The 20,951-nt window shown below is 45.4% G+C and carries 14 protein-coding genes; 6 read left to right on the plus strand and 8 right to left on the minus strand.

The features are described from left to right. Positions 1–31: 31 nt before the first annotated feature. Complete coding sequence (locus tag ACVBIU_RS03265) at positions 32–601, minus strand: LemA family protein (protein WP_447159019.1); 570 nt, start codon at positions 599–601, stop codon at positions 32–34. Between the two features lie 1,069 nt (positions 602–1,670). Between ACVBIU_RS03265 and ACVBIU_RS03270 the strand changes: the two genes are divergently transcribed. After that, positions 1,671–3,290 (plus strand): AbgT family transporter, encoded by a 1,620-nt coding sequence (locus ACVBIU_RS03270; RefSeq protein WP_447159020.1) that lies wholly within the window; start codon positions 1,671–1,673, stop codon positions 3,288–3,290. Positions 3,291–3,590: 300 nt separating this feature from the next. Here ACVBIU_RS03270 and ACVBIU_RS03275 read toward each other — a convergent pair whose 3' ends face one another. Continuing rightward, positions 3,591–4,964, minus strand: a complete 1,374-nt coding sequence (locus tag ACVBIU_RS03275; protein ID WP_447163069.1) for a permease — start codon at positions 4,962–4,964, stop codon at positions 3,591–3,593. 224 nt (positions 4,965–5,188) lie between these two features. Between ACVBIU_RS03275 and yfcE the strand changes: the two genes are divergently transcribed. Further along, positions 5,189–5,746 carry a phosphodiesterase gene (yfcE, locus tag ACVBIU_RS03280; RefSeq protein ID WP_447163070.1) on the plus strand — a complete coding sequence of 186 codons (558 nt, stop codon included), beginning with the start codon at positions 5,189–5,191 and terminating at the stop codon, positions 5,744–5,746. A 341-nt stretch (positions 5,747–6,087) separates the two neighbouring features. Here yfcE and ACVBIU_RS03285 read toward each other — a convergent pair whose 3' ends face one another. The 3 genes from ACVBIU_RS03285 to ACVBIU_RS03295 form a co-directional block, all read right to left on the minus strand. After that, the gene (locus tag ACVBIU_RS03285; protein WP_447159023.1) at positions 6,088–9,267 is read right to left on the minus strand and encodes an efflux RND transporter permease subunit; all 3,180 of its coding nucleotides are present in this window, start codon (positions 9,265–9,267) and stop codon (positions 6,088–6,090) included. Positions 9,268–9,276: 9 nt separating this feature from the next. Further along, a complete protein-coding gene (locus tag ACVBIU_RS03290) occupies positions 9,277–10,428 on the minus strand; it encodes an efflux RND transporter periplasmic adaptor subunit (protein WP_447163071.1) in 1,152 nt (383 codons plus the stop codon). A gap of 362 nt (positions 10,429–10,790) precedes the next feature. Then, positions 10,791–11,480, minus strand: a complete 690-nt coding sequence (locus ACVBIU_RS03295; RefSeq protein ID WP_447163072.1) for a DNA-3-methyladenine glycosylase I — start codon at positions 11,478–11,480, stop codon at positions 10,791–10,793. Positions 11,481–11,675: 195 nt separating this feature from the next. Here ACVBIU_RS03295 and ACVBIU_RS03300 point away from each other — a divergent pair, with 195 nt between their 5' ends. After that, positions 11,676–12,323 (plus strand): glutathione S-transferase family protein, encoded by a 648-nt coding sequence (locus ACVBIU_RS03300; protein WP_447163141.1) that lies wholly within the window; start codon positions 11,676–11,678, stop codon positions 12,321–12,323. Between the two features lie 61 nt (positions 12,324–12,384). Here ACVBIU_RS03300 and ACVBIU_RS03305 read toward each other — a convergent pair whose 3' ends face one another. Continuing rightward, a complete protein-coding gene (locus tag ACVBIU_RS03305; RefSeq protein ID WP_447159026.1) occupies positions 12,385–12,957 on the minus strand; it encodes a thioesterase family protein in 573 nt (190 codons plus the stop codon). A gap of 128 nt (positions 12,958–13,085) precedes the next feature. Continuing rightward, positions 13,086–15,125, minus strand: a complete 2,040-nt coding sequence (gene prlC, locus ACVBIU_RS03310; RefSeq protein ID WP_447163073.1) for an oligopeptidase A — start codon at positions 15,123–15,125, stop codon at positions 13,086–13,088. A 274-nt stretch (positions 15,126–15,399) separates the two neighbouring features. Here prlC and ACVBIU_RS03315 point away from each other — a divergent pair, with 274 nt between their 5' ends. From ACVBIU_RS03315 to gorA, 3 genes are all read left to right on the plus strand, one after another. Next, positions 15,400–16,182 carry a hypothetical protein gene (locus ACVBIU_RS03315; protein ID WP_447159028.1) on the plus strand — a complete coding sequence of 261 codons (783 nt, stop codon included), beginning with the start codon at positions 15,400–15,402 and terminating at the stop codon, positions 16,180–16,182. A 221-nt stretch (positions 16,183–16,403) separates the two neighbouring features. Next, the gene (locus tag ACVBIU_RS03320) at positions 16,404–16,934 is read left to right on the plus strand and encodes a hypothetical protein (protein WP_447163074.1); all 531 of its coding nucleotides are present in this window, start codon (positions 16,404–16,406) and stop codon (positions 16,932–16,934) included. 283 nt (positions 16,935–17,217) lie between these two features. Beyond that, a complete protein-coding gene (gene gorA, locus ACVBIU_RS03325; protein ID WP_447163075.1) occupies positions 17,218–18,573 on the plus strand; it encodes a glutathione-disulfide reductase in 1,356 nt (451 codons plus the stop codon). Positions 18,574–18,713: 140 nt separating this feature from the next. Here gorA and ACVBIU_RS03330 read toward each other — a convergent pair whose 3' ends face one another. Then, complete coding sequence (locus ACVBIU_RS03330) at positions 18,714–20,666, minus strand: BCCT family transporter (protein ID WP_447159031.1); 1,953 nt, start codon at positions 20,664–20,666, stop codon at positions 18,714–18,716. Between the last annotated feature and the right edge of the window lie 285 nt (positions 20,667–20,951).

Raw genomic sequence — 20,951 nt, forward strand, 5'->3', positions numbered from 1 at the left:
TTTTAAGTAATCAGTTATTTTAAATAATCAGTTATTTTAAATAATCACTGGCATCTACAGGGGCTGTTGACGCCTCATCGGCTTCATAAAAAGGCATCACCTTGACGCTGGCCATTGAGGCAATAATAGAGCCGGGAAAAATTTCAACTGCAGTATTAAGCTCAGACACTGCCGAGTTATAGAAGCGACGCGCCGCAGAAAGCTGCGCTTCCACTTCGTTATAGGTTTGCATTGCTTGCAGCATGGTATTGTCTGATTTAAGGTCAGGATAATTTTCAACACTGACCATTAACTGCGACATTTTTTGATTCAGCTTTTCAGCGACTTCTAGATGGGATTTAACGGCTGTAGGATCAGTATCGTTATAGCGCTTAGTTGCCAAGGTGCGTAACTCGGTGATCTCTGTTAGTAACGACTTCTCATGATCCATATACTTTTGTGCGATCTTGAGAATATTAGGTACTAGGTTAGAACGCTTCTTCAGCTGAACATCTATGCCTGATAAAGCTTCTCGTCCCGTATTACGCTTTTTAATTAAGCTCACATACCATAAGTAGCCAATAATCACGACTAGACCTAACCCCAACAATATCCCTTCCATTTGTATTTCCTATCTATTTTTTTTTATTAAAATGGCTTCGCTATTTCCTTATGGCTCTTACTGTTACTTATTTGAGGAACGAAATCCAGCTTCTACCGACATTTGCTAGCCTTCAATAGCGTCACTTTTTAACCTAAGCCACAACAAACTCTTATAAATTCGGTCAAAAAATGCTAACTAAACATCTACTAATGCCACCTTTATCCATTTAACGGTTCAAGCAAGAGTAAAATCTTAGCGGCCGTACACTCTCTGTTCACCACAAAAACTAATACTGTTTAAAATCAGTAGTTAAACACAAATAGCAGTCTATTGTTTTTTGAACACCTCAAAAGTTATCTCGAGTATTTTGCAAACTAATATGCCCTAACAGGCAAACTAATCAGTATTTTTATTTAACTTCGAGCTTACTTATTTATTTGTATTCTTTTGGGCATTTAAGCCAAGCAGCCACTAACTGCCCACACCAAGCAGCAGATAAAAGTGAGCGACAACATTACCCTGTACTTATTCAGTCTAGATACAGCTAACTTTAGCTATAGTATTAGGTATAGTAATCACGCTTCTAACGGACACCCCCAATATCTATCCCTTTTGGACTCATTTAAATGAGTCCATTTTTTTTATCTAAACAACTGCACGTAACCCTCTAATATCAGGGAATTAGACTTAAAAACACTTAGCAACATCTAAGATTAACAACTGTTAACCCAAGTCGTTTTACCCATTCAGCTTTGATACAGCTAACCCTAGCTATAGTAATCTCAATCCCAACGGATATTGTTAATCAATCCCTTTTGGACTCATTCAAATGAGTCCTTTTTTTTGCCTAAAATTCGCTAAATACCTCCTCCTTAATTCAAGTTTAAAATCCTGCAAAGCCGCACTGGCACTCACGATTACGGCAAACTACGCTAACAACAAATGAGCCGATTTAAGGTTTAATTAATTTTTCTTATCCATCATGCCACATCGGCTTAACAAAACAGTGCTCATTTGTAGTCACTCGAGTCGAAGAAAATTAAAATAAAAACAACAAAATAAAGAACTTACTTTGAAGGAAGATATTATGAGCACCAATAACGGCGATAGTTTGCCCTTGTCCGACGATCTCCCCTCAGCTCCCAATAACAAACCTAATGGCTGGTTTGTTCGCTTCCTAAACGTGGTTGAGCGACTCGGTAACTTACTGCCTCACCCTATCACCCTATTTGCCATGTTTTGTGCTGCTGTTGTGGTAATAAGTGGCATAGCAGGCTATTTCGAATTAACCGTTGTTGACCCAAGACCAGAAGGCGCATCGGGCCGCAATAGCGATGGACTTATCCATGTTGTCAGCCTGATGAACGGCGAAGGCTTAAGGCTGATAGTGTCTAATTTGGTGACCAATTTCACAGGCTTCACCCCACTAGGTACAGTACTTGTTGCCCTACTTGGTGTTGGCATAGCTGACCGTTCAGGCCTGCTATCTGCCGCTATGCGCTTACTCGTGATGGGAGCCTCAAAACGCTTAGTCACCCTCACATTGGTGTTTGCCGGTATCGTCTCTAATACCGCATCAGAGCTGGGTTACGTGGTGTTAATCCCAATGGCGGCGATGATATTTCACTCCTTAGGTCGCCACCCACTTGCCGGACTCGCAGCCGCTTTTGCTGGCGTATCGGGCGGATATAGCGCGAACTTATTACTTGGCACCGTAGACCCATTACTATCGGGGATCACTGAAGCTGCGGCGCAGATGATCGACCCTGACTACCTTGTAGGCCCCGAAGTAAACTGGTACTTCATGTTTGTCTCCACTTTTTTAATCACTTTCCTTGGCGCACTCGTTACCGAAAAAATCGTTGAGCCTAAGTTAGGTAAATATGATGTGAGTGAAGCAGCAATCGATCTTAGCCAGCAGAAAATGGATACGGTTAGCGCTCTAGAAAAGAGAGGATTAAAGGTCGCGGGACTAACGGTTTTGGTGATGTCAGCAGTGTTAGCGCTCACCATCATTCCTGAAGGCGCACCATTAAGAAACCAGGAGACAGGCTTAGTGGCCGGCTCTCCTTTCTTAAAGGGGATCGTGGCATTTATCTTTATCTGCTTTGCCATTCCAGGCCTCGTTTATGGCCGTGTTGTGGGCACCATGAAGCGCGATATTGATGTGATTAACGCCATGTCTAGCAGCATGAGCAGCATGGGGATGTATATTGTGTTGGTATTCTTCGCCTCGCAGTTTGTCGCCTTCTTTAAGTGGACTAATCTAGGCGCAGTACTTGCCGTATCTGGCGCAGATGCCTTAAATGCAGTCGGCTTAACCGGACCATTAGTATTTGTGCTGTTTATTATGATGTGTGGCTTTATCAACTTGATGCTCGGCAGCGCCTCTGCACAGTGGGCCGTTACCGCGCCTATCTTTGTACCTATGTTGATGTTGGTAGGTTACGCACCAGAAACTATTCAAGCGGCTTATCGAATCGGTGATTCGGTGACCAACCTTATCACCCCGATGATGAGTTACTTTGGCCTGATCTTGGCCGTCGCATCTCAGTATAAGAAAAACCTCGGGATAGGAACCTTGGTCGCCACCATGCTGCCATACTCGATTGTGTTCTTTATCGGATGGACCTGTTTCTTCTTTCTTTGGGTGTTTGTATTTGGCCTGCCAGTAGGTCCTGGAGCTGCCACGTATTATACGCCTTAGAAGGTAAAAGATAGGACCTAGGTTCGAGACCCTAGGTCCTAGGAAAAGCTGAGACGGTAAAGCTTAAAACATAGATCCTAGGTGCGAGGTTCTAGGCCCTAGGAAAAGCTGAGACAGTAAAGCAAAGATGTAACGCTGTTATCTTTACGCTTTTCCTAGCAGCCAACTTGTTGGCGTCCTCGCAGTGAGCTTGCGAACGTCCTAGGATCTATCTCCTAGAAGTAAGCTTGCGAACGTCCTAGGATCTATCTCCTAGAAGTGAGCTTGCGAACGCCCTAGTATCTAGAACCTAGTACCTTCCTAGCTCTTACCTAAACGGTAATACCAAATCGATAGCGGGACAAAAATAACATTCATCATGGTAGTGAAATTCCAACCAAAGCCGCTTTGATGCAAAGTACGAATGGCTTCCTTCGACGCTGACCAATCCACATGCATATAAATTAAATCAATAATAAGCCCTGTCGCCAGTATGCTCAAAAATAACAGCGCTCCCATCCAACGTGCAGGTTTGGTGCCGTAATATTTGGCATACACTCGCAGCATAGGAATAGTTAGCACATCTGCCAAAATAAAGCCCATTACACCACCAAATGAAATACCGCCGTGCCACAAGGCTGCCGCAAATAATAAGTTACCAACAGAGCATACATAGGCAATCACAGCCACAAAGATACCTATGAGTACATCTAATAAGGAATGTATCCATGCGGGCAGGCTAGTCTGACTACTGATAAACAACTCTCGCCACCAGTCTGCAGGCACTAAGGCAATCAATACCGAAGAAATGACCACCCCAATAACGATATCTTTACCTATCATGCCGATATCCATGCAGAAGTAACCCGCACTGCGACGAACCTTGTCCATATAACTCGGCTCCGCCGCATTATGTGCCGCACTAGAGCCTGACATATCCGCACCACATTTCCCTGCGCCGCACTTCATCTCTTTAGCGCTCTTGTTTGCGTTTGAACCAGGGGTTGAGCTTGGAATAGGCCCAATGCTTGGGTCTGCTTTAGCCATTTCAGGCATATCTGCACCGCACTTCATCTCTGTAGCGCTCTTGTTTACGTTTGAGCTTGAACTTGAGCTAGGGGCTGGACTAGCGATTGGACTTGGGTTAGCGGCTGAGGTTGATGTTGAACTTGCAGCAGCCATACCGGGCATGGTCTCACCACATTTCATTTCAGTCGAAACACCTTTCTCTTCAGCCAACAACTTGTCACGTAATGCCCGAGACTGCTCTTTAGGATAGAAACGGAAAATAAAGCCCACTATGACAATAAGTAACAGGCCGCCGATTATCTCACCCCACAAAAACTGCCAACCAAGCAACGACACTAAGACGATAAACATTTCCAAAATCAGATTGGTACTTGCCACTAAAAAAGCCATGGCATTAGGCAATGTAGCGTGTTTAATCAGTAGTGTTTTAGACAGTGAGGCCGCAGCATATGAACAAGAAGACGAGACCATCCCCAAAAGCGTGGTAAGCAGGAGACTGGTTCCATTGGTTCTGCCTAAGTGCTTTACAACGACATCAAGGGGCAAAATATTACGCAGTACAGACGACAGCATTAAACCAAAGGCCAGCGGCCAATAAATTTGCCACACCATACCACTTAAGGTACTAAGAACATGCAAGATTAGTTCAAAGAAACTCTGCATCATATTGCCTCTATTAATTCGGGAATATTTAATTCGGTAACAACCTTGGCTAGCGCGAATCATTACGGCTAAGGAGGAAGAAAACGGCTTCACCATAATAGTTAGTTGTTATTTTAGTTCACCCAAATTGATCCATCGCTTTTTTGTCATTAAATCTAATTAATTACTAGATTTATCGAGTAACAGGGTTATATTTAGCAGCTGTTTTATCTCTCTAGGCATAGTTTATGAAACTCTTTATCGCCTCTGATTTACACGGTTCCCTTTCAGCCACGCAAGCCATGTTGGCCCGGTTTGAACAATCCAACGCACGTTATCTTGTTTTGCTTGGAGATCTGCTTAATCACGGCCCTCGTAACGCCATTCCAGAAGGCTATGATCCCGTTGCAGTAGCTGAAGCGCTGAATCTCTATGCAGATAAAATCATCGCAGTTCGCGGCAATTGCGACAGTGAAGTCGACCAGATGCTGCTGCTATTTCCAATGAGCGCAAGCTTTGCTCAGGTATTACTACCACAAATGCGTCTATTCCTGACCCACGGCCATATTTATAGCCCTGACAAACTGCCAGCACTTCAAACGGGTGATGGACTCGTCTATGGCCATACTCACATACCGGTTGCTGAATACCGCGACAATATATTGCTGTTCAACCCCGGTTCAACCACAATTCCACGCAATGATGGTCGAGCTTCATACGGCTTAATCACAGACACCGAGTGCCAAGTGCGCGCACTCGATAACGATGAGCTGTTACTAAGCTGCTCGGTACGACACAGATTGTAGGAAAAGCAGAAACGAGATCGGGCTTCGCCCTGCGAGAGCGCGACCTTGTCGCTTCTAGAAAAGGCCAAGACGGAAAGATTAAAAGATAGGTCCTAGGTGCGAGGTGCTAGGCCCTAGGAAAGCAACAACCAAAAGATTCTAAGCACTACGAGTAGGCTTTAGCTTTTAAGCTGTTAGCTTTTCCTAGCAGCCAACTTGTTGGCGTCCTAGAACCTAGGTCCTAGTAGGTGCGCAGCACCGTCCTCGCAGCGAGCCTGCGAGCGCTCTATCTTAAAGACAACAAAAAGCCCAGCAGATGCTGGGCTTTTTAGTCTTAGCGCGTTAACGATTTAACCCTAAGGTTATTTGTTAGCTTTCGCTGCCTTAGCTTCCGCTTTAGCTGCTCTGCCTTCTGCTTTAATCGCTTTAGCTGCATCTCGTTCGCGCTTACTGAAGATACGCTCAACAATCACGAAGAAGATTGGGATAAAGAAGATCCCCATAAAGGTCGAGCTCATCATACCGCCTAGTACCGATGTACCAATAGCATTCTGGCTACCAGAGCCTACACCATTACTAATCGCTAGCGGCACAACACCTAAACCGAATGCTAGAGACGTCATCAAAATTGGACGTAGACGCACTCGAACCGCGTGTAGTGTTGCTTCAACAAGACCAGCGCCTTTCTCGTAGAACTCTTTAGCAAATTCTACAATCAAGATGGCGTTCTTGGTCGCTAGACCTACGGTTGTCAGTAGACCCACCTGGAAGAATACGTCGTTTGGTAAACCACGACCATTCATCGCAAGTAGCGCACCAATAATACCCAGAGGCACAACCAGGATAACCGCAAATGGAACTGACCAGCTTTCATAAAGCGCTGCTAGTACGAGGAATACCACCACAATCGACAAAGCATATAGCATTGGCGCTTGGTTACCAGATAGACGTTCTTCATAAGAAAGACCGTTCCACTCGATACCAAATCCTGGCGGCAGCTTCTTAACCATGGCTTCGATATCATCCATCGCCGCACCAGTACTGTAACCTTCCGCTGTACCACCTTGAATATTCATCGCTGGTAGGCCGTTGAAACGCTCTAGACGTGGAGAACCATAGCCCCAGGTGCCTGAAGCAAAGGCTGAGAAAGGAACCATCTCGCCTTTAGAGTTGCGTACATACCAAGAATCAAGATCTTCTGGCTGCATACGATATTCAGCTTCACCTTGAACGTATACTTTCTTAATACGGCCACGATCAATAAAGTCGTTTACGTAGTTACCACCCCAGGCAGTGCCGAGCACGCTGTTAACCGACTCAATATCGATACCTAAAGCTCGCAACTTACCATGGTCTATATGTACCTGGTAAAGTGGTGCATCTTCTTGACCATTTGGACGAACGCCCACTAGGTTTGGATTCTGCGCCGCCATACCCAGCAACATATTACGCGCTGCGACTAGCTTGTCATGACCTTGGCCATTCTTATCCTGCAGGTAGAAGTCGAAACCGTTAGCGGTACCCAATTCGATTACCGCTGGCGGTACGAAGGCAAACACGAAAGCTTCCTTCATCTGCGAGAACATGCCCATGGCACGATTTGCAACCGACTGTACGTCTTGACCAGGCTCAGTACGCTCAGACCAGTCTTTAAGACCAACGAACGCAATACCCATGTTTTGGCCATTACCGGCGAAACTAAAGCCCGAAACCGCAAATACTGATTTAACGCTGGCACTTTCATCTTCTAGATAAAAGTCAGACACTCTTTCAAGTACTTCTTTCGTTTCTTGCTGAGTCGAGTTAACTGGCAAAATAGCCTGAGTAAACAAGATCCCTTGGTCTTCATCCGGTAGGAATGCTGTAGGCATACGCATAAAGATCCAACCCACAGCAACCGTGATCGCTAGGTACACCATCATAGTTCGACCTACACGCTTGATCATCGCCGCCACACTCGCTTCATAACGAGAGGTTAGCGCATCAAACTTACGGTTAAACCAACCGAAGAAACCGGTTTTTGCATGGCTATCACCTTTAGCAATCGGCTTAAGCATGGTGGCACAAAGTGCAGGAGTCAGGATAATCGCAACCATCACAGACAATGCCATCGCCGACACAATCGTGATTGAGAACTGACGGTAAATCACACCCGTTGAGCCAGACATAAATGCCATAGGTACGAATACTGCAGACAGTGTTAGACCAATACCCACCAGCGCGCCGGTGATCTGATCCATCGACTTCTTAGTGGCCTCAATTGGACTGAGGCCCTCTTCTTGCATCACACGCTCAACGTTCTCCACCACCACAATCGCGTCATCTACCAGAAGACCAATTGCCAGTACCATAGCGAACATGGTTAAGGTGTTAATAGAGAAGCCGGCTGCAGCCAACACCGCAAAGGTACCTAAAAGTACAACAGGTACCGCAATGGTTGGAATCAGTGTTGCACGGAAGTTCTGTAAGAACAGGTACATGATCAAGAACACTAATACCACTGCTTCAAGCAGCGTATGCACAACACCTTCAATTGATTTCTCAACAAATGGCGTGGTGTCGTAGGGATAAACCACTTCCATCCCTTCAGGGAAGAAAGGCATCATCTCTGCAATCTTGGCACGTACACCTTCAGCAGTCGCCAGTGCGTTTGCACCCGTTGCTAGCTGAATACCGATACCCGCTGCAGGTTTGCCATTATAAAATGACTCAACTGCATAGCTTTCAGCGCCCAGTTCAACACGAGCCACATCTTCTAGGAACACTTTCGCGCCCGATGTATCGGCTTTAATGATGATCTTTTGGAACTGCTCAGCGGTTTGTAGTCGGCTCTGAGCCGATACAGTCGCGTTTAGCTCTTGGCCTGGTAACGATGGCGCACCACCTAACTGACCTGCCGATACCTGCGCATTTTGCTCTCTGATAGAGCTAATAATATCTTGGCTGGTTAGGTTATATTGCGTCAGCTTTAATGGATCAAGCCAAATACGCATCGCGTACTGGGCACCAAATAGCTCAATGGTACCCACACCCGGAACACGGCTTAGCGGATCCTGAATATTAGAGCCCACGTAATCGGCAATATCGTTTTTATCCAGTGAACCGTCTTCAGATACGAAGGCGGCTACCATCAAGAAACCCGCGCTCGACTTAGTTACGTTAACACCTTGCGCCTGAACTTCTTGCGGTAGTAGAGGCAGAGCAAGCTGTAACTTGTTTTGCACCTGTACCTGCGCGATATCAGGATCGGCTTCGGCGTTAAAGGTTAAGGTAATTTGCGCATTACCAAAGCTATCGCTGGTCGATGAAATGTAGCGAAGGTTGTCAAGACCAGTCATTCGCTGCTCAATAACCTGAGTTACCGAGTCTTCCATTGTCTTAGCCGACGCACCAGGATAAACAGCACTAACCACAACCGACGGCGGTGCAATACTCGGGTACTGAGATACGGGTAGGCCCACAATAGAGAGCACACCTGCCAGCATCACAATAATAGCGATCACCCATGCAAAAATTGGGCGATCGATAAAGAAACGTGCCATAACTCTGCCCTATTTCTGTTGTGTTTCAGGTTTCTTATCAGCAACCAAAGGACCCGCTTTAACAGGGGCACCCGGACGAATTTTTTGCAGGCCTTCAACGATTAGCTCATCACCGGCTTTAAGACCGCTGGTAATACGCCATTGGTTATCAATAACCTCTGCCGTAGTAACGATACGCGCAGCAACCTTGCCATCTTCGATAACCATAGCAACGGCTTCACCCTTGGTATTACGGGTAATCGCTCTTTGCGGCACTAAAATCGCTTCAGGATCGGTACCTGTGTTTAATACCGCACGCACATACATGCCTGGCATCAACACACCGTCAGGGTTAGGAAACTCTGCACGGATAATTACTGAACCTGTGTTTTCGTTTACTGTCACTTCAGAGAACTGCAACACACCGGTTTGACCATAAGGCGTACCGTCTTCAAGGATCAGCTCAACATTGGCATTAGCTGCTGCTTCAATTTGACCACGCTTTAGTTGAGACTTAAGACGCAACATCTGCGTGCTCGATTGAGCGATATCAATATTCATTGGGTCAAGTTGCTGAATCGTCGCCAATGTTTGGCTCTGATTTGCAGTAACAAGTGCACCAGCAGTCACGTCAGACTTACCAATACGACCAGAGATTGGTGCTGTTACTTTGGTGTACTCTAGATTAATTTGTGCAGTATTGATTGCCGCTTTAGCAACCGTTACACGCGCTAATGCTTCTTTGTAAGCCGCATCTGCTTCATCATAATCTTGTTCACTGATTGAATTAAGCTCTACTAGCTTCTCAAAACGCTGTGCCTTTGCTTTAGCCGATACTAAGCCAGCTTCTGCACTAGTAAGATCAGCCTTGGCACTCACCAGTGCAGCTTCATAGGTCGATGGCTCTATTTGATATAGAGATTGTCCTTTCTCGACATCTCTACCTTCAACAAAGCCGCGTTCCATAATAATACCGCTTACCTGTGGACGTACTTCCGCTTCCAAATAAGACTTACTACGGCCCGGTAATTCAACCATAATTGATTGAGGTTTAGTGGCGATAGTTATCGTACCGACTTCCATTGGTCCACGCTGCTGAGGCCCTTGTTCAGGTTTTTGCTCACAGCCACTTATCCATAACGCCACACTTAAAACAGAGGCAATTTTCACTATTTGCCGCATGAGAACTCCTAATAAAAGCCATCTACTCGGTAATCAAATTTTTGAAAGCAGAAAGTGCCGTCAAACCCACCTTTGGAAGCATAATTTTTTGTCAAATATATAACGGACCTTTATCTCACAATGTCCGCGAGTCAACAAGAAAAACTCCCAGTTTAAATTGTAAGTTAATGAAAATTTACGCATGAAATCAGCTGCATGTGTTTACCAGATGTTAACAAGAGTAATAACAAGCAAAACATGTTAACCCCAGGTTAAGGCAAGCCTGTGCATCGCGGGCCACATTAACATCGGAACAGCATTAACATTTAATTTATAAGGATTTTATGTCAACAAGATTAAATCAAAAATAATCAGGTTGAAGCTTAAATTCGATTATCGCCAACACTGCAAGCTAAGACTCTACTGATATCGGCTAGACTGCGCCCTGACTCTTGTTGCCAATGATTAAACACATCTTGCACCTGCTTTAATCCAGCTTTTGAGCTAAAGCCATAATCCACTAGACCTTGACTCTTTAAATAGCCTTGTACGTCATTGGTTAACAAAAAGGTATCTTTGCCCATAGCGCGCAAAAAATAAGGACCGGTGTTGCCCCCAAGACGAGTGCCTTTGCGTTTAAGTTCAGCCCAGAGTCCGGTGATATTATCGCTCGGCCAGTCTGCAATAAATCGAGCAAAACTGCCGTGCATAGCCGCAAGATCGTTGACCATATGAGCATTGTCATAGATCGCCATGGTTTTTTTAAGGTGACGTATTAACTTGGGATCACTGGCGCGTTCTTGTAGCTGCTCTGGAGACAACATCAATACCTTAAAGGGCTCGAAACCGAAAAAGGCCTGCTCATATTCAGGCCACTTAGCTTCTACAATCCGCCATACGAAGCCACTTTGAAACACCTTTTTGCTGAGTTCAGATAGCAATTGTGCATCACTATATTGAGTCAACTCTTGAGGTGACAAACTGCCTGGTAGCAGCGCTTCTAGTCCTTCATCCCCGCCCTTTCGCTGTGATGCTCTAGCGTAAATAGCGGCAAACTTTTCGATTTGGCTCATATTCTCTCTCGTTATTTAAACTCTATCGCTAACGGATTAACCTTTTGCTTATATTCACTAAACGATCGATGTGACCCGATGCTTTATCCCAATCACACAGCTATCGGCCTCAAGCCAGAGTCTGCAGCATTGAGAGTCCAAGGGTTAGCGACTAAGGTTAATAGTAATCCTTAAAATTACGAACCGATATTGGATATGGATCTGTATTACCACCCACTGGCGCGCCAGTCACAAAAAACACTTATCGCCCTCTATGAAAAACAGGCAAATTTTTATCCGCACGTCATAGATCTCACTGATGTTTTTCATCGACGCAGTTTTATTCGTCTTTACCCGTCAGGGCAGCTCCCTACTTTGCAACTCAAGTCTGGGGAGTCTTTTAGCGATGCCAGCATCATTATCGAGTATCTGGATAACTATATCAGCTCTGGCACCCAGCTTATTCCTATCGACAAGATGCAAGCCTTATATGTCAGGTTCTACGACAGACTCAGCGATAATCGATTAGACAGAAGCATTGAAGAGTGGTTACAGGCCCGCGAGACCAGCCATGATCAGATTTACACCAAACATTTAGAAAAAGCGGTGCTTGCGATATTGGAAGAGTTCGATAAGCGACTCGCGAGCAACCATTGGGTATGTGGTGACAGTTTTACCTTGGCAGACTGCGCGCTGATCCCCTGCTTGAAAACCTTAGAAAAGAAACTACACCTGCTCGATTATCAGCATATTGGTCGCTACTGGATCCAGGCAAAACTAAGGGGGTCTGTAGTGCAAACCATCGAAGAGATAGAGCTCACTCACGCCACATTAGGCCAAAGTGAGCGCTTTAGTCATACCTAGCTCAGTGGCGCTGACTGCAGTTAGCGACTAACAGCACTTAGTAGCTAACAACTAACGGCACTTAGCTGGCCGCTTTAAATTCTATCGTCTCACTCGGCTTAACTGGTAAATTACATTCTTTCTTAAGCTGTAAAAATGCTTTCCATTTGACCACCTCTGCTGGCATTGGCGGCGCCGGTTGCGTAAAGCCAACCTCTTCCAGCATGGTGGTTATGGCAACTTGCTTACCTTTACAGACAAACACTCCGCGTACATGGGCAATGCAATGTAAGCCTCGCTCGCTAACGAAACGCTGCTCAATATAAAAATACTTTTCATCCCAGCCCACCAGCTTGGTTTCAATTTCAAACTTAGCGAACGGCTTAATATCGCGAATGTAGGTGAACTCCGCCGCATTGACGATCGGCATCCAACCTAACTTTAAAAATCGTTTCAAAAATCCCATCTCCGCCATCATGTAGGTGCGAGCAAGATCCATAAAAGCCGGGTAACGAGAATTGGTAAGATGAAAGTTAACATCGCAGTCACTTGGCAGGGCGCGATATGACAATGTGCTGGTGTCTAAAAATCCGATTTTTTGACAATGACGCGTACGCCATAAAAATAACCAAAATAGCCTAAAATACAGATTCATTGACAATACCACCTAACATCCTTGGAAAGAGCCGAAAGGCTAACAGAGGTCATACCAGATCACAAGTGTGAACCAGCTCAAATAAAAAAGGCGCTAAAAGCGCCTTTAATGATCTTGCCAGTTAATGACTAACCGGTAATACCGCTATGTCTAAGCAAAGCGTCAGTTTGCGGTTCACGACCACGGAAACGCTTAAATAGCTCCATAGGCTCCTCGCTACCGCCCATCTCTAAGATATTTTCTAGGAAGCGCTTACCTGTTTCAGGGTTAAAGATCCCCTGCTCTTCGAACAGTGAGAATGCATCAGCAGAAAGGACTTCGGCCCACTTATAGCTGTAATAACCTGCCGCATAACCACCGGCAAAGATGTGGGCAAAACTATGCTGGAAACGGTTAAACTCAGCGGCCTTGATCACTGCAATTTGCTCACGTACTTCATCCAACTTTTGTTGAATTTCTGCGCCTTTAGCTGGGTCAAACTCAAGGTGCATCTTAAAATCGAACAGTGAGAACTCAAGCTGGCGCAACATCATCATGCCTGACTGGAAGTTCTTCGCCGCTAGCATCTTATCTAACATGGCTTTTGGTAAAGGCTCGCCTGTTTCATAGTGACCAGAGATCTCAGCTAAGGCTTCCTCCTCATAACACCAGTTCTCCATAAACTGACTAGGCAACTCAACCGCATCCCAAGGCACACCGCTAATACCCGACACGCCACCCACATCAATCTTAGTCAGCATATGGTGAATACCATGGCCAAACTCATGGAACAGAGTCGTGACTTCGTCATGGGTAAACAGTGCAGGCTTACCTGCCACTGGCGCATTGAAGTTACAGGTTAAATAAGCCACAGGATCTTGTAAGCCATTTTCTGTCATGCGACGCGCTCGGCAATCATCCATCCAAGCACCGCCACGTTTACCTTCACGAGCATAAAGGTCGAGATAAAAACTACCACGATGCTCATTATTACTGTCAGTGATATTAAAAAAGCGTACGTCTTTATGATAAGTATCAAACTCTTTTTGCTCTTCAACCTTTAGGCCAAATAGGCGCGATACGGTATAGAACAAACCTGATAAGACTTTGTCTTCAGGGAAATAAGGGCGCAGTAACTCTTGCGAGATCTCATATCTATGATGCTTAAGCTTTTCAGCGTAGAAACTTAGATCCCAAGCCTCAAGTTCAGTTACACCGCACTCTTTCTCTGCAAATTCAGTTAGCTCTGCAAGCTCAGTCTCACCTTGAGTCTTAGAGCGAGCACCAAGTTCGGTTAAAAAGTCGAGTACTTGCACAGGAGACTCTGCCATCTTAGTCGCTAATGACTTATGCGCGTAACTGTCAAAGCCAAGTAGATTTGCAAGCTCATGACGCAAAGCCAGAATTTCATCCATCAAGGGACCGTTATCGAACTCACCGGCATTAGGACCTTGATCCGATGCACGCGTAACGAAAGCGCGATAACACTCTTCGCGCAGTTCGCGGTTTTCACTGTAAGTCATCACAGGTAGGTATGATGGAAAATCTAGTGTAAATAACCAACCATCTAACTCTTTTGCTTCAGCCATTGCCTTTGCTGCCGCAACAGCTGACTCAGGCAAACCGTTAAGCTCTGCTTCATCGGTGATAAGCTTAGTCCAAGCCTGCGTGGCATCTAATAACTGATTAGAAAACTGACTGGTTAGCTCTGACATTCGCTTCACAAGCTCGCCGTAACGCAACTTGTCACTATCGCTTAAGCCAATACCTGATAATTCAAAGTCGCGTAGACTATTTTCAATCAACTTCTTCTGCGCCTGGGAGTAGTGAGCAAACTCTGCCGACTCAGCAAGTGACTTGTAGGCTTCATAAAGCCCCTGATGCTGACCCACAAATGTACCGTACTCAGACAGTAATGGTAGACAAGCATCATGGGCTTTACGCCACTCTTCGCTGCTAACAACCGAATTCATGTGCGAAATAGGTGACCAGATTTTACCCAGTTGATCATCAACCTCTTCTAGCGGTGCAACGAAATTGTCCCAGGTAAACGGATCTTGGTTAGCCAATACTTGTTCGATCTTTTGACGACAATCGTCAATACCTTGCTCGACAGCTGGCTGAATATGTTCAGGCTTAATACTTGAAAAAGGCGGTAGCTTGTTGCTGTTTAGCAAAGGATTGCTCATTGATGATTCCTTAACATTCTATGTTGATACTTAAGAGATAAGGGCTAATGAGGCCTTATTCAATATTTAGCCCATAATTCTTTGTAAAGATTGTCAGCTCTAACAGCTGGAAAATCGATTTACCATGACGAAAGTCAAACTTTTCAGCACAAATTTTATGCGCTAACGATACTGCAAACCAGATCGCAAATACGAGCCATTATCATTTACATTCTTGCGTTTAAATCTAGTATGCGAGAGGTCAATTTCTTTCGCCAAAATTTTGAGTTCACACATGATAAAAACGAGCCGATGCACAGTCTTATTGTCGTTATTAATCAGTACTGCTGCCTTTGCTGATGAAGCGCCCAATATCGATGATTCGCACAATACTAAAATCATCGAAAAGCGAGCACTTGATGATAGCGGACAAGTTCAGGGGCTTATCGATCTAGGCTGGGACTCAAAATACATCTCAGAAGGCCGTAATAACCTAGACAAAGGTGGCATTTACTGGGCGACTGCCGCAGTACAAAAAGATAACCTTAATCTGTATGCCAGCGTAGGTCGTGGGGACAGCCAAAACTATATCGAATGGAACTTTGGTATTGAATATGGTTTTCAGCTCAGCGAAAACTTAAGCGGTAGCGTCGGCTATCAGCGTTTAGAGTTTTATGGCGACGAGCGCGCCCATGACAATGAACTGTTTAGCTCATTGGAATACACAGCTGTTGAGTGGTTAATTCCTTCTGTGAGTTACACCTATTCTACCGAAGCTGCAGGCTATTTTGTTGAAGTCAGCCTGCATAGCAATTGGGAGTTGGCCGAAGGCTTAACGGTTAGTCCATATGTCACCCAAAGCTTTGACTTTCAATACGTCACCGAAGAACATGATGGCCCGAACCATTTTCAGTTTGGTGTTGAAGCCGAATACCAACTGCCTAATAACCTTGTCTTATCAGGTCATATCAGCCACACCATAGCTCAAGAAGACATAAAGTTAGAAGCGCGTAATGATGGCATTACGGGCAGCCTAGATGAAACCTTTGCAGGCCTGCACCTGAGCTGGAATTTCTAGGCGATACCGTTAATAACACCTAGCGGATCGCTATGAATAAACCCAAGCAAGCCGCACTGAAAAAATATTGTCAGCTATACTCATTACTGAGCAGCTAACCGCTTGTGCTCTTGCTTGATAACACTTATTCAAGCTGGAGCAATTCAATATCCTGATACGAACACTGATACAAACACATATGAGATTACACGGACGCTAATCTTGCTACAGAGGAACAGGGAATGTTACTTCTATCTCGTCTATTGATAGCCGCACTTATCATCTTATATAGCCAGACAAGCTATTGCAGTGAGCTTATCTCTAGCAGTAAACCAACCTCTAGCAATAAGCCTAATTCTCACAATGAACAAGATAGGCCTTCACTCGACTTAGGCAGCGTGCTTAATGATAAAGGACAGCCGATAACTGTCCCCAGCCAAACCCAGAGTCACTTTAATTACTCAGCCCCCGCCATTGCAGCCTCTTCGCCAGCCAATGCTAAAAACAGCAAGACTAACAAAACAAAAAAAGCCAAACCTCAAAGCCGTAAACAACAACTTGCCAGTCGCAGCAAGGTAGCCAACGATCCTGGTTGTCGCTGGCTTAATGGCCGCATGAACAGCCTAGAGCGCAACTTAAGCTCTGGAGTCAACTCACGCAATCGCCACCACCAACAAGAGTTAAGCGTCAGACAAGGCGAATGGGAATGCATGAAATGCGGCGCCGAGGGACCGGATCAGAGTGACCACGGAAACTGTCAGCATAAACGCTAACACAAACAACTTAAACGCAGCCACCGCCCCCGATAGCATTGCCAATGATGCGGGCTTTCAAAACGCTAAACTTAAGTCATCTAGCTCATAATTTATAGGGCTAGCTGGATCAAATTTTTCCCTCTACAATGGTTCGTTCTTGAACTGGCACAAAGCCAATAAATTAATTCGTGATTGCTTGTTTATCGGATTTAAACAACCCACGGATTAATCATAATTACAGGTACAAAAGCCCCACTCATCTGCTTTTGTCCAACAGTTCGCAACTTTATTGGAGATACACATGGCTCAACATTTTGATTATATCTGTCTTGGCGCTGGTAGTGGCGGTATTGCATCGGCTAACAGAGCGGCTATGCGTGGCGCCAAGGTTCTGCTTATCGAAGCCAAAGAGCTCGGCGGCACATGTGTCAATGTGGGTTGTGTGCCTAAAAAAGTGATGTGGTACGGCGCGCAAGTCGCTGAAGCCATGCACCTGTACGCCAAAGACTATGGCTTTGACGTTACCGTCAACAAGTTTGACTGGAGCACATTAGTTGCCAGCCGCGAAGCCTATATCGACCGTATTCATGGCTCTTACGACAGAGGCCTTGAAAGCAACGGCGTTACCCTAGTACGCGGTTACGGTCGTTTCGTTGATAAAAGCACCATCGAAGTCAACGGTGAGCATTACACGGCCGATAACATTTTGATCGCAACTGGCGGCGCAGCAACCATTCCAAATATTCCTGGTGCCGAGCACGGTATCGACTCTGACGGTTTCTTCGCATTAGCAGAGCAGCCTAAGCGTGTTGCCGTTGTCGGCGCAGGCTACATTGCGGTTGAAGTGGCAGGCGTACTGCAAGCACTTGGCAGCGACACCCACCTATTTGTACGTAAGCATGCACCACTACGTAATTTCGACCCAATGCTAAGCGAAGCATTAATGGAGTCGATGGCGATTGACGGCCCAACTCTACACACTCACAGCACGCCAGAGTCGGTCACCAAAAATGATGATGGCAGTTTAACGCTTAAGATTGAAAATGGCGAAAGCTACGATGTTGATTGCCTCATTTGGGCTATTGGCCGCCTGCCGTCGACAGGCAATATCGGCCTTGAAAACACTAACGTTAAGTTAGATGCCAAAGGTTATGTGATCACCGATGAGCAGCAAAACACCACAGACGCTGGCATCTACTGTGTGGGCGACATTATGGCTGGCGGTGTTGAGCTAACCCCAGTTGCCGTTAAAGCGGGTCGCCTGCTGTCTGAGCGCTTATTCAACGGCATGACAGATGCCAAGATGGACTACAACCTAATTCCAACCGTAGTATTTAGTCACCCAGCCATTGGCACTATGGGCTTAACCGAGCCAGAAGCTAATGCCCAATTCGGCGAAGACAATGTGACGGTTTATACCTCAGGTTTTACTTCAATGTACACTGCGGTAACGGCTCATCGCCAAGCGTGCAAGATGAAACTAGTTTGTGCAGGCGACGACCAAAAAGTTGTGGGTATTCACGGTATTGGTTACGGCATGGATGAAATTTTACAAGGTTTTGGCGTTGCGATGAAGATGGGCGCAACCAAAGCGGACTTTGATGCTGTTGTGGCTATCCACCCAACGGGTGCTGAAGAGTTCGTCACAATGAGATAATTCGTTCATTATCAATATTTTATTAATAAAAAAGCCGCTAATCAGCGGCTTTTTTGTCTCTTGAGTTTGACGCTCAATACCAGTAAATCCTTTAACTGGTATTGAACTCACACGCTATACAGCGCTAACAATATGCTTACTTAGCTAGGTGTATTCAATCTTGCTTGAATCGCTAACTTAACATCTTCCTGAGCCTGCAAGGCTTCCCCTTGCTCCTTCTCACGCATAAGCGTATCAAAGCCAACTCGCGCTTCCTGCGCAAGTTGTGACGCTTCTAACTTAGCCTGTTTAGCTTTCATCGAATCATCTGTTAACTGGCGTAGCTGCTCGATAATCTCGTCGGGTGCGTCACCCAGCTCAACACTCGACTCTCCGCGTGCCAACGCTTCTCTACGCAATTGCTTTTTCAGCTCCCAGATAGCATCGTTAGCTTCACGCTCAAGTTCAGCCGCTTCAATCGCGTTATCACGTAGTCCTTCAAAACGTGCCAATGCCTGACCTTCTTTACTCCAAGGATCAACATCTGGCAGATCAGAAATATTGATCACCGGATCGACATAATCATCTTGATGCGCTAAGTCTAAAGTCGCGGCTTTAACGCCTGAGATCATCAACATAACTGCGATAATCAATAGCGGTAAACCACCCACAATCGCCGCAGTTTGCAAGGTTGCTAAGCCGCCCATAAACAATAGGGCCGACGGCATTAATGACAAGGTGAATGCCCAGAACAAACGGTTCCAACGCATCGGATCTTCGGTCACATTGGTTTGTACAACCGACGCCAGAATATAAGAAATCGAGTCAAACGTGGTGGCGGTAAAAATCACACATAACAGCGTAAATAGTGCGATGACGACAGTGCTAAACGGCAGTGTTTCTAAAATCGCGAAGATCGCGCGAGTCGCGCCCTCAGCATTAAGAATGCTAACCACATCAAGCTGTCCAGATAGCTGCAACGATAAACCGTAGTTACCTAGGATGATGAAGTACAATGAACAACCGAGTGAACCGAAGAACACCGCACCCGATACCATCTGCTTGATTGTTCTACCACGAGAAATACGCGCAACGAATAGACCCATACTCGGTGCAAATACTAACCACCACGCCCAGTAAAAAATGGTCCAATCTTGTGGAAAGTGTGTATCCTCAAAGGTTCCCATACCACCAAAAGGTTCAGCCCAAGTCGCCATAACAAAGAAGTTAGACAACATACGACCGATAGAATCTAGTCCGGTTTCCAACATGAAGATTGTTGGGCCACAAACCAATACAAACAGCAGTAAAGCTAACGCACCCCAGAAGTTGATATTACTCAAGATCTTGATGCCTTTATCCATCCCCATATAAGATGAATAAGCAAAGATGGCCGTACACACCATCAACACGCCAATTTGACTACCCGTCGAGGCTGGAATGCCAAACAAGTAGCTAATACCTTCGTTGATCAAAGGGGCCGCTAAACCTAACGTGGTTGCCGCGCCGCCTAAAAGACCGAAGATAAATAGAATATCGATGACTTTACCCAATTTACCAAAACTATTTGCTTCGCCAATAACCGGCATTAATGCCGCCGACACCTTAAGTACTGGCTGTTTACGCACATAAAAGAAGTAAGCGATAGGGATGGCTGGGATCATATAGATACACCAAGCAATTGGTCCCCAGTGGAACAAACCATAAGTGGCCGCCCAACGAACCGCTTCTTCACTTCCCGCTTCTAGCTGGAAAGGTGGGTTTTGGTAATAGTAAGCCCATTCAATCGTGCCCCAGTACAAGATACTGGCACCAATACCGCCACAAAATAGCATTGCCGCCCATGACGCCAACGCAAATTCAGGCTTTTCATCAGGATCGCCCAGTTTGATTTGGCCGATATCTGAAAACACGATATAGATCATGAAGAAAAAAGCAGCCAATCCCAGACCTAAATAGGCAAAGCCTAATTTGTCTGTCATAAACGTTTTAGCTACCGCAATCCATTGCGCCCCTTGTTCAGGAAATACCAGTAAGGGGAGAACCACAGAAAACAGTAATACTAACGCGCCGAAAAATGTCGGCTTGTCGATAAGCTCAAAGTGCTTTTTCATTTTTATTGTCCGCAACAACCTAAAAACAGATTTGATTAAGTGCACGCCACAGGCTGCTCGCCGCACTGAGAGAACCAGACGGGTTTGATACTAAGTTAAAGAGTATGAGTATTGTGTGTGAACGGTTTTTTTTGTGAGTCTTATAACACTCGAAAGTTATCCAGATTACGATTAATATGGACTAAGGATAAAATAATGTTAATTAGCCTAACTGTCGACAAACTTATCTCTCGAATCAATCAGAATTGTGACCAAGTTCTCACATAGTTTTACCCGCCAAAAATT

This window comes from Shewanella sp. 30m-14 (genome assembly GCF_052977125.1).